Raw genomic sequence first — 9,364 nt, 5'->3', positions numbered from 1 at the left:
CATCAGGAAAAGGTGAAGCTCTCGCAAACCAACTGAATGGTCTAGGTATTACTGGATCAAATCAATCAATAGACGATGTTCAACGCCTTATTGATGAAACTCTTTCTCGTTGGGGACGAATAGATGTTTTGGTTAACAGTGCAGGACATGGTCCCCGCAAGGAAATTTTAGAATTAACAGACCAAGATTGGCATGATGGTATAGACACTTACTTTCTTAATGCTGTACGACCTATACGTTTAGTTATTCCTGTAATGCAAAAACAAAAGCAAGGTGTAATTATCAATATTTCTAGTGCATGGACATTCGAGCCTAGCTCACTATTTCCAACTTCTGCAGTTGCTCGTTCTGGATTGGCAGCATTTACCAAAATTTGTGCAGATACATATGCGATTGATAATATTCGTATTAATAATGTCTTACCTGGATGGATTGATACTCAGCCAGAAACAGATGAACGCATTAACAATGTTCCAATGAAGCGTTATGGTTCAAAAGAAGAGATAGCAGATACAGTTGCTTTCCTTGCATCTTATAGTGCTGCTTATATTACAGGGCAGAATATTCGAGTAGATGGTGGCTTAACTCGCTCGGTATAATGAATCTTAATAAAAATTTAAAGGGATAAATTGCTAAACCATTATCCCTTCAAGATTGGAGTTAAACTCATCACAGCAATAAAACTCTCTTTTTATGGTTGCTCTGTACCTAAATATTCAATACACCATTTCCAAATTTGATCTACTTTGTCATTCGGATGTAGAACTTTTTTTCTGACAAGAAAATAACTTGGCTCAACAATTTTAGTTTCGGAAATAACTTGTACTAGTTTTCCTGACTTAATATCTGCTTCTACAAACGCACGACATGCTAAAGCTATTCCTTGCCCTGACACAGCAGCGTCCAACGCCAGAGTGGTTTGATTAAATATAGGCCCTGACAACTTGGTGAATGTATTTAGAAATTTTGGCCATTGATCGTGTGCGTCGTGCAGAAGTGGCATTGATAATAACTGTTCACGTTTTAATGGCAACGTTAAATCTTTGACAAAATAAGGGCTTGCTACAGCTACGAGTTCCTGACGAAACAATAATTGTGTTTCTAAATTCTCTGGAAATGATTTTGTGGTTAGCCTAATGGCAATATCAACCTGATCCCGATCAAAGTCAGATACTGCTTCAGTAGCTAATGTATGTAGGTTAATGTCAGGTAATAGAGTATGTAAATCACCTAACCGAGGAATTAAGAGTTTGGCAGCAACAGTTGGTGTGACACTTATCGTAACGCTATCAGGCTGATCTAAAAGTAATTCTGTCGAATCAGTAAGAATGTCAAAAGCACGAGTGATATTGACCAGATATTTTGCTCCTTCGGGAGTCAAAGACAGTCCTCGTGGAAGCCGTTGAAATAAAGTAACGTTTAAATGATCTTCTAGTGCACGAACTTGTTGGGCAATAGCACCTTGCGTAACACCTAATTCATCAGCAGCAGCGCGAAAACTTAACTTCCTGCCCGCTGTTTCAAAAGCACGCAAAGCATTTAAAGACGGAAGTTTTCGACGAGATAACATGAAAAATAAAGAAGTAGTTTTTCTACACTCTAGTTTGTTTGCTAACTGTATGCAACCCATTCACGGCGCAAGTCTGTAACAGGTAGATGTAAATAACGCGACTCTATTATTCAAACCGTCTGTTATCAACACTTCATAATGCGCGAATTTTTTACTACTGCCAACCTTGGTAGCCTTTGCAAATAACACCTTATCTTTCGCACCGCTCATATAGCGAATATCAGCCTGTAGGCCAGTATATGGCGCATCCCCTGCATTACAAGCCATCGCAAAAGCAATATCGGCTAAAGAAAATATAACACCACCATGCACGCCGCCCAATGCATTCATATGCTCGTCTTTCACATTAAGCTTGCAACGTGCTTCATCAAGACTGCGATGCAGCACTTGAACACCCAATAGCTCTGCGAATTGATCAATCGCAATCGTTTCCATTTTTTGCACAAACGTCTCCCTACTCGTGCGAGTATTCCTTAAATGTTATGAATCTATCTGTATTGAAATCGACTTATGAATAGCCGTTAAACACTATCTTGTTTAATTTGATAGTTTGAAGAACTAAAGTCCTTATAGGTCAGGCGATCATCTGACTCTGAGCTTAAAGGCTGAACTTCTTGCATTGAATTTAAGCAGCGCTGTGCAAGCTCAATGTACTCTTGCGTGCCTCTGGTTTTCCATTTTTTTTCTTGTTCTGATAAATCACGTGCTACCTTGGCAGGACTACCCATTGCCAATACATTTGCCGGAATTATATCTTTGGTTTTGACCAAGCTATTTGCGCCAATAATGGTGTTTTCACCAATTTCGGCATAGTCCAAAATTACGCTGTTCATGCCGACCAAAACATTTTTACCAATGCGGCAGCCATGCAAAATTGCCCCATGCCCAATGTGCCCCATTTCCTCAACTAAAGTCACGCTTTGCGGAAAACCATGTACGGTGCAGCTATCTTGTATATTGGCATTTTGCTTAATATGAATACGTCCAAAATCGGCACGCAATGAAGCAAATGGCCCCACATATACGCCCGCTTCAATAATCACATCACCAATTAAAACAGCGGTTGGGTGTACAAAAGCCTCTGGACTTACGACAGGAATAACACCGTCAATACTATAACAAGGCATGATTTAACCTCTCATTTGTCGCCACCAAACCTCCGAAACGGCGCCAATAATGTGCTGTGGCATTTGGCATTGGTCCTTCTGCTGTTGCGGCAACAGACAAGAAGTATTCATCCGCAGGTTCAAATACTTTTTTATAAATATTCATTGATAACGTTCGTGCACTAATTGCAGGCCAGTCAGTTGGCAACAACTCAAGCGGTAGTGCTGGGTCTTTCAATAAAATCCGTCGATAATAATGAATCAGCAAAGTTCGAATTTGAAAGGCCTGAACAGGTTCGAGTTGTTCGTTTTCCTGCATCAGCAACACGCCAATTTCTCTAAAAATATCGAGAAACTGTAAATATCTTTGGCGTAATTCATCGATTGGCCAGTTGGTTCTGAGCATACGACCAATGGTATCGACCGAATTATTAAAGAGCTGCAAAGTTTCAGCTTTAAACACCACCACTTGCTCACTCATATTTAAGTCAACCAACAAGCGTTGCAGTTCAATACGGTTACACCCCGGATAAGCCATTAAGTTTGTCGAAATATTGGCAAACCCTAACCATTCGAGTTCTTTCTTTAACAACGCTTTATTTTCAGTGTCGAGGCTAGACATCAGAATAAGATCCCAATAATGGTCCCACTCTTTCATCTGGTCGTTATAAATGCGTTGTTCGGCTTGCAAATACGTCGAACGGCTTGAATCGGTAATTCGATAAAAACTGGTTCTGCCGATTTTGTCCGAACATAACCAATCATTTTTAACTAAACGAAAAACAGAGGTTCTTACAGCACGGTCATTAAAACCAAATAGCTCTAATAACTGAATCAGGCTTGCAAGACTAATGTTTCCACCCCGATGAAGTACTGAATCTCCAAAAATTGTCGAAATAAGCGAAGTTCCACTTAAGGTTTCATTCTTTACAACAGAATCAATTATTTGCTGTATTTTTGCACTCATACTCATGTCTTGGCGTTTAGTTTCAGGGTATAGATTCTATACCCTGAATGATCTTGATGTTAAGCAATCTGACGCATATCGATTACCCGCTTTGCCTTACCTTCCGAACGAGGTAAGGTCGCTTCTGTCACAACTTCTACAGTAACGCTAATCCCAATCATGGTTTTAATGCGTTTCATCAACTCCTGAGCAAGTTGATTGGCCTGTATAGTACAGTTATGACACATCTCTGTACGAATATGCAAAGTATCCATATGGCCTTTTTTAGTCACCAAAATTTCATAATTTGGAACTAAATGTGGAACTTGCAAAATTTGCTCTTCAATCTGAGTCGGGAAAACGTTCACGCCGCGAATAATTAGCATGTCGTCACTACGGCCCACAATTTTATCCATTTTGCGCATTGCCAGATTTTCACCCGCCAGTAAGCGAGTCAAATCACGAGTACGGTAACGAATAATCGGTAAGCCTTCTTTGGTAATAGTCGTAAAGACTAACTCGCCAAGTTCGCCATCCTTACAGACTTCACCTGTTTCAGGGTTAATAATTTCTGGGTAGAAATGATCTTCCCAAATGGTTAATCCCTCGCCCTCGCCTAAGCACTGCATGGCAACACCCGGCCCCATTACCTCAGACAACCCATAAATATCGAGTGCTTTAATATTGAGGCGTTCTTCAATTTCACGGCGAAGTTCATTGGTCCAAGGCTCGGCACCAAAAATACCGACTTTTAAAGACGTATTACGTGCAGTACCAAATTGTTGCTCGAGCTTTTCAATAATACTCACGCAATACGACGGCGTAACCATAATTGCAGTCGGTTTAAAGTCTTGAATAAGCTGAACTTGCTTTTCAGTTTGGCCGCCAGACATTGGAATAACCGTCGCACCTAAGCGCTCGGCACCATAATGCGCACCTAGACCACCTGTAAATAGTCCATAGCCATAAGCCACCTGAACCATATCTTTCGCGGTTAAACCTGCCATGCGTAAGCAACGTGCAACGATGTCCGACCAAGTGTTAATATCTTTTTGGGTATAACCTACGACTGTTGGTTTACCCGTTGTACCCGATGATGCATGTAAACGCACAATTTGCTCTTGCGGTACGGCAAACATCCCAAACGGATAGTTGTCTCTTAAATCCTGTTTGGTGGTAAATGGAAACTTTGCCAGATCGTCTAAAGTCACGAAGTCATCAGGATGTACACCCGCTTCATCGAACTTTTTCTTATAGACCGGACTATTTTCATATACAAAAGTCAGGGTTTGTTTTAACCGTTTAGTTTGCAGCTCTCTAAGCTCTGCAAGTGTTAATTGCTCAACATTATCCGTTGTAAGGCTGTCCATCGCCTCTCTCCTCATTATGTAATTTTAAAAACCGTCTGAATTAATTTAAGTTTTCCAAAATCAGTGCAACGCCTTGTCCAACACCCACACACATCGTGCAAAGTGCATAGCGTCCACCGCGTTTTTTTAGCTCACGTGTTGCCGTAATCACTAAACGTGTACCACTCATACCGAGCGGATGTCCGAGTGCAATCGCACCGCCATTTGGGTTAACACGTTCATCGTCATCTTTTAAACCAAGTTCACGCATACAAGCCAAAGATTGGGCTGCGAATGCTTCATTCAGCTCAATCACATCCATCTGATCTAGCGTTAAACCTGTTTGCTTTAAAATTTTCTGCACAGCCGGAACAGGACCTATACCCATATATTTGGGTTCAACCCCTGCACTTGCAATGCCAATCACGCGTGCTAAAGGTTTTAAACCATGTGTATTTGCAAATTCACGGTTGGTAATTAACACACACGCAGCGCCGTCATTTACACCAGAGGCATTTCCGGCAGTCACCGAGCCACCTTCTTTTTTAAATGGCGCTTTTAGTTTTGCGAGTGCTTCAAGTGTCGTTTCACGCGGATGTTCATCGCGATTCACCACATTCACATTTTTCTTACGGTCTACAATCTCGACAGGCAAAATCTCATCGTTAAAGAAACCGTTTTGTTGTGCCGCAGCGGTTTTTTGTTGGCTACGCAAGGCAAACGCATCTTGGTCTTCACGACTAATCTGATATTTTTCAGCTACATTTTCCGCAGTTTCCGGCATGCTGTCGGTGCCGTATTGCGCTTTAAGTTGCTTATTTACAAAGCGCCAGCCAATGGTGGTGTCATAAATTTCAGGTGTACGGCTAAACGCTTCGGTCGGTTTAGCTTGTACAAATGGCGCACGGCTCATCGACTCTACACCACCTGCCAACACGAACTGCGCTTCACCTGCCTTAATTGAGCGTGCCGCAAGTCCTACCGCATCTAAACCCGAAGCACATAATCGATTGACGGTCATGGCTGGCACTGTATCAGGTAAGCCTGCCAAGAGTGTTGCCATACGTGCAACGTTACGGTTGTCTTCACCTGCTTGGTTAGCACATCCTAAAAACACTTCGTCTACCGTATTCCACGGTAGTTTCGGGTGTTTATCTTTTAAATATTTGATGGGCAATGCAGCTAAATCATCTGCGCGTACTGCACTTAAGGCACCTGCATATCGTCCAATTGGGGTACGAATAAAATCGCAAATTAAAACGTCTTCCATGTTGACTCCTGATTATGCAAATTCGGTCATATCACGTGAATATTGAGTAGCAATATTTTGAGTTTTTGCTACATATTGCTTGAGGTAGATACTCGCGCGATATTTTTCCTCTCCATACAGTGCATATAAGTTATTTAAAGTTTGGAGCACATAAGCACCGCCCATTTGTGTCAACCACTGGTAAGGACCCTTAGGATAATTCACTCCATATTTCATGGCATTATCAATATCTTCCAGACTCGCAACTCCATGTAAACTTGCTTCGCAGGCTTCATTAATGAGTAAAGCGATGGTGCGTAAGGTTAACAGCGCAGGATGGTCTTTAATCCACATCAAGCTGATACCAAACTGCGCAAAGTAAGCTTCAACTTTAGCCAAATCACTTGCTTCACAAAGCTCGTTATGGCTGAGTACTAAAGCCTCCGCCTGTTCAAAATCATGATGCCAATCCATTAAAATCACTTTACGGCTTAAGTAATGAATATTGGCTGACTCACCTTGGCTTAAACGCAAGTCGATATCATCAATTTGGAGGATATTGTCGTCACTCGCAGATCCGCTTTTTAAACCTAAACGCGTTAAAAAAGCAGGTAGCTGAGACCAAGTCCCTTTTAGCTGAATATGAGTATCAACTGGTTTGGCAACAACAGCTTTAGGCTGAAATGTCTCGTACTGATTTTTTTCGTTATAACTATAGAAACCCTGTTTTGACTTACGACCCCAAGCACCTGCATCGACTAATTCTTTTTGAATGAGGCTTGGGCGGTAGCGCGGCTCGTAAAAAAACTCTTGGTAAACGCTTTGGGTCACTGAAAAGTTAACATCTTGTCCAATGAGGTCGGTAAGTTCACACGGTCCCATCGCAAAACCGCCGCATTGCTTCAAGGCATAATCTAGCTGGTCATAGCTGGTAACTTGTTCTTGCAGTGCTCTAAAGCCTTCTGCATAAAACGGACGAGCAATTCGGTTAACAATAAAACCAGGAGTCGACTTGGTGAGTACCGGAATTTTTTTCCAGCCCAACATCAAGTTTTTTAAGGCCAAACATAAGCTGTTTGGGGTTTTTAAGCCTTGTACAATTTCAACCAGTTTCATCACTGGCGCAGGGTTAAAAAAATGTAAACCCACTACGCGCTCAGGATGAGCAATGCCCGCCGCAATTGCAGTCACTGAAATTGAAGATGTATTGCTTGCAAAAATGGTTTGCGCACTACAAATCTCAGCGAGTTGTTTAAATAAAGACTGTTTAACTTCTTTTTTCTCAACGACTGCTTCAATAACCAAGTCAGCATCACGTAGTGCTTCAACTTGATTGACCACCGTTAAACGCGCTAATGCTTCATCGGCTTGCTGTTGTGTGAGCTTGGTCTTTTCAACCAGCTTTTTAAACGTCTGCCCTAAGCCTTGAGCGGCTTGTTGCGCTTTTTGAGCATCTAGATCATATAAAATGGTCGAGTGCCCATTAACAATGGCTAACTGAGCAATGCCGATGCCCATGGTGCCAGAACCAATGACGGCAATTCGGGCACGAGATAAGTCTAAATCTGTCATGCTTAGCGCCCTTTAAAATTTGGTTCACGTTTATTCATAAAGGCTTGTACACCTTCACGATAATCTTCTGAACGACCCGCAATGCGTTGTAAATCTCGCTCTAAAAGCATTTGCTCTTCAAAGGTGTTATTGCTTGATTGATGAATGGCTTTTTTAATAAGAGATAAGCCAAATGTAGGCTGTTTCGCTAAACGTTCAGCGAGTTCAGTGACTTTCGTTTTAAGCTCGGCGTCTTCAACCACATCCCAAATCATGCCCCATTCTTTTGCGGTTTCTGCTGGGAGCTTGTCACCTAACAAAGCCAATCCCATAGCACGCGCATGGCCTACGGCACGTGGTAAAAACCATGTACCCGCAGAGTCTGGAACCAAACCTAAGCGACAAAATGCTTGTACGAAGTTTGCCGATTTAGCTGCAATCACCAAATCACATGCCAGTGCAATATTTGCCCCTGCACCTGCTGCTACACCATTTACCGCGCAAATCACAGGCTTTGGCATATTTACAATCGTTTTAATGAGCGGGTTATAGTAAGTTTCAATGGAATATCCTAAATCTGGAGCTTCAGCGTTTGGGTCAACTACACGGTCGCCTAAGTCTTGCCCTGCACAGAAGCCACGGCCTTCACCACTAATCACAACACAGCGAACATCTGGATTTTTGGTCCACAGGTTTAAAACCTCAGCCACTTCACGGTGCATATCAACGTTAAAGCTATTCAGTGCTTTGGGGCGGTTAAATGTCAGGTAGCCAACACCATTTTTTTCTTCAGCAATAATATTTTGATAGTCCATCACTCACCTCTAAACACTGGCTTTCTTTTCTCAAAGAAAGCATTAATCCCTTCGTTTCGATCTTTTGTAGCCGCCAGCCAGACAAAGTTTTGACGTTCAAACTTGAGTCCCTGACTTAAAGTCGTTTCATGAATACTTTTAATTGATTGTTTAATCACACGAATCGCTAAAGGCGCTTGTTTGGCAATTTTGGCTGCCAGTTGAACCGCATATTCAACGGATAATTCTGTCGGAACCACTTGACTGCAAATGCCATGTTGCTCTGCCTGCTTTGCCGAAATCATTTCACCTGTCATGGCCCAGCGCATGGTAAGCTGTTGTCCAACCAAGCGCGCTAAACGCTGTGTTCCACCTGCACCCGGCAACATACCAAGGCTAATTTCAGGTAAAGCAAAACGGGCATTTTCACCGCAAATCACCATATCTGAATGCAAAACCAACTCAAACCCAGCGCCTAAGGCATAGCCATTGACTGCGCTAATGAGTGGCTTACTAAACGCATCAATTTTTTGCCAAAGCTTTGGACGAATATCGAGTTGTAAAGACACGGCGTCCATTGCAGCCAATTCGCTAAGATCTGCTCCAGCCGCAAAACACTGAGCGTTACCCGTTAAAACTACTGCTTTGACTTGAGCATTATGTTCAGCTTCTTCGAGCAACTCGCATAAACACTGCAATGTTGCATTGTTTAAGGCATTTCTTTTTTCCGGACGGTTTAGGGTTAATAACAAAACACCGTCAGTTGCTGTGCTGGCTTTGATCAACTCTTGCATGACAG

General features: G+C 42.3%; 10 protein-coding genes. 1 reads left to right on the top strand and 9 read right to left on the bottom strand.

Annotation, left to right across the window (positions count from 1 at the left end; all coding sequences use genetic code 11):
* A partial coding sequence (locus ACXM0J_RS08795; RefSeq protein ID WP_479750441.1) for an SDR family oxidoreductase occupies nucleotides 1-599 on the top strand: 599 nt, incomplete at its 5' end.
* 92 nt (nucleotides 600-691) lie between these two features.
* On the opposite strand, the gene ACXM0J_RS08790 is transcribed toward ACXM0J_RS08795, so the two are convergent.
* The 9 genes from ACXM0J_RS08790 to ACXM0J_RS08750 all read right to left on the bottom strand — a co-directional run bounded on the left by ACXM0J_RS08790 (nucleotide 692) and on the right by ACXM0J_RS08750 (nucleotide 9,359).
* On the bottom strand, nucleotides 692-1,570 hold the full coding sequence (locus ACXM0J_RS08790; RefSeq protein WP_262470398.1) for a LysR substrate-binding domain-containing protein: 879 nt from the start codon (nucleotides 1,568-1,570) through the stop codon (nucleotides 692-694).
* 60 nt (nucleotides 1,571-1,630) lie between these two features.
* Nucleotides 1,631-2,014: a PaaI family thioesterase gene (locus tag ACXM0J_RS08785; RefSeq protein WP_262470400.1), complete on the bottom strand. Its 384-nt coding sequence runs from the start codon at nucleotides 2,012-2,014 to the stop codon at nucleotides 1,631-1,633.
* Nucleotides 2,015-2,091: 77 nt separating this feature from the next.
* Nucleotides 2,092-2,697 carry a DapH/DapD/GlmU-related protein gene (locus tag ACXM0J_RS08780; RefSeq protein WP_140983452.1) on the bottom strand — a complete coding sequence of 202 codons (606 nt, stop codon included), beginning with the start codon at nucleotides 2,695-2,697 and terminating at the stop codon, nucleotides 2,092-2,094.
* Nucleotides 2,684-3,649, bottom strand: a complete 966-nt coding sequence (gene paaX, locus ACXM0J_RS08775) for a phenylacetic acid degradation operon negative regulatory protein PaaX (RefSeq protein WP_000062822.1) — start codon at nucleotides 3,647-3,649, stop codon at nucleotides 2,684-2,686. Before paaX ends, ACXM0J_RS08780 begins: the two co-directional genes overlap by 14 nt.
* A gap of 53 nt (nucleotides 3,650-3,702) precedes the next feature.
* The gene (paaK, locus tag ACXM0J_RS08770) at nucleotides 3,703-4,992 is read right to left on the bottom strand and encodes a phenylacetate--CoA ligase PaaK (protein WP_017481515.1); all 1,290 of its coding nucleotides are present in this window, start codon (nucleotides 4,990-4,992) and stop codon (nucleotides 3,703-3,705) included.
* Nucleotides 4,993-5,032: 40 nt separating this feature from the next.
* A complete protein-coding gene (gene pcaF / locus ACXM0J_RS08765) occupies nucleotides 5,033-6,241 on the bottom strand; it encodes a 3-oxoadipyl-CoA thiolase (RefSeq protein ID WP_262470403.1) in 1,209 nt (402 codons plus the stop codon).
* A gap of 12 nt (nucleotides 6,242-6,253) precedes the next feature.
* Nucleotides 6,254-7,792 carry a 3-hydroxyacyl-CoA dehydrogenase gene (locus tag ACXM0J_RS08760; RefSeq protein WP_262470405.1) on the bottom strand — a complete coding sequence of 513 codons (1,539 nt, stop codon included), beginning with the start codon at nucleotides 7,790-7,792 and terminating at the stop codon, nucleotides 6,254-6,256.
* A 2-nt stretch (nucleotides 7,793-7,794) separates the two neighbouring features.
* Nucleotides 7,795-8,586, bottom strand: coding sequence for a 2-(1,2-epoxy-1,2-dihydrophenyl)acetyl-CoA isomerase PaaG (gene paaG, locus ACXM0J_RS08755; protein ID WP_000386292.1), 792 nt, complete (start codon nucleotides 8,584-8,586; stop codon nucleotides 7,795-7,797).
* On the bottom strand, nucleotides 8,586-9,359 hold the full coding sequence (locus tag ACXM0J_RS08750; RefSeq protein WP_262470407.1) for an enoyl-CoA hydratase-related protein: 774 nt from the start codon (nucleotides 9,357-9,359) through the stop codon (nucleotides 8,586-8,588). Before ACXM0J_RS08750 ends, paaG begins: the two co-directional genes overlap by 1 nt.
* Nucleotides 9,360-9,364 lie beyond the last annotated feature (5 nt).

It is taken from the genome of Acinetobacter sp. GRABPA_MV_2, from assembly GCF_056725885.1.
The sequence above is the reverse complement of the archived record's forward strand: the minus strand, read 5'-3'. Positions and strand labels throughout refer to the sequence as shown.

What these genes read in the sequence shown, in the direction of transcription:
- ACXM0J_RS08790 (WP_262470398.1), bottom strand. Translation starts at nt 1,570, where the DNA reads ATGTTATCTCGTCGAAAACTTCCGTCTTTAAATGCTTTGCGTGCTTTT.
- ACXM0J_RS08780 (WP_140983452.1), bottom strand. Translation starts at nt 2,697, where the DNA reads ATGCCTTGTTATAGTATTGACGGTGTTATTCCTGTCGTAAGTCCAGAG.
- paaX (WP_000062822.1), bottom strand. Translation starts at nt 3,649, where the DNA reads ATGAGTATGAGTGCAAAAATACAGCAAATAATTGATTCTGTTGTAAAG.
- paaK (WP_017481515.1), bottom strand. Translation starts at nt 4,992, where the DNA reads ATGGACAGCCTTACAACGGATAATGTTGAGCAATTAACACTTGCAGAG.
- pcaF (WP_262470403.1), bottom strand. Translation starts at nt 6,241, where the DNA reads ATGGAAGACGTTTTAATTTGCGATTTTATTCGTACCCCAATTGGACGA.
- ACXM0J_RS08760 (WP_262470405.1), bottom strand. Translation starts at nt 7,792, where the DNA reads ATGACAGATTTAGACTTATCTCGTGCCCGAATTGCCGTCATTGGTTCT.
- paaG (WP_000386292.1), bottom strand. Translation starts at nt 8,586, where the DNA reads ATGGACTATCAAAATATTATTGCTGAAGAAAAAAATGGTGTTGGCTAC.
- ACXM0J_RS08750 (WP_262470407.1), bottom strand. Translation starts at nt 9,359, where the DNA reads ATGCAAGAGTTGATCAAAGCCAGCACAGCAACTGACGGTGTTTTGTTA.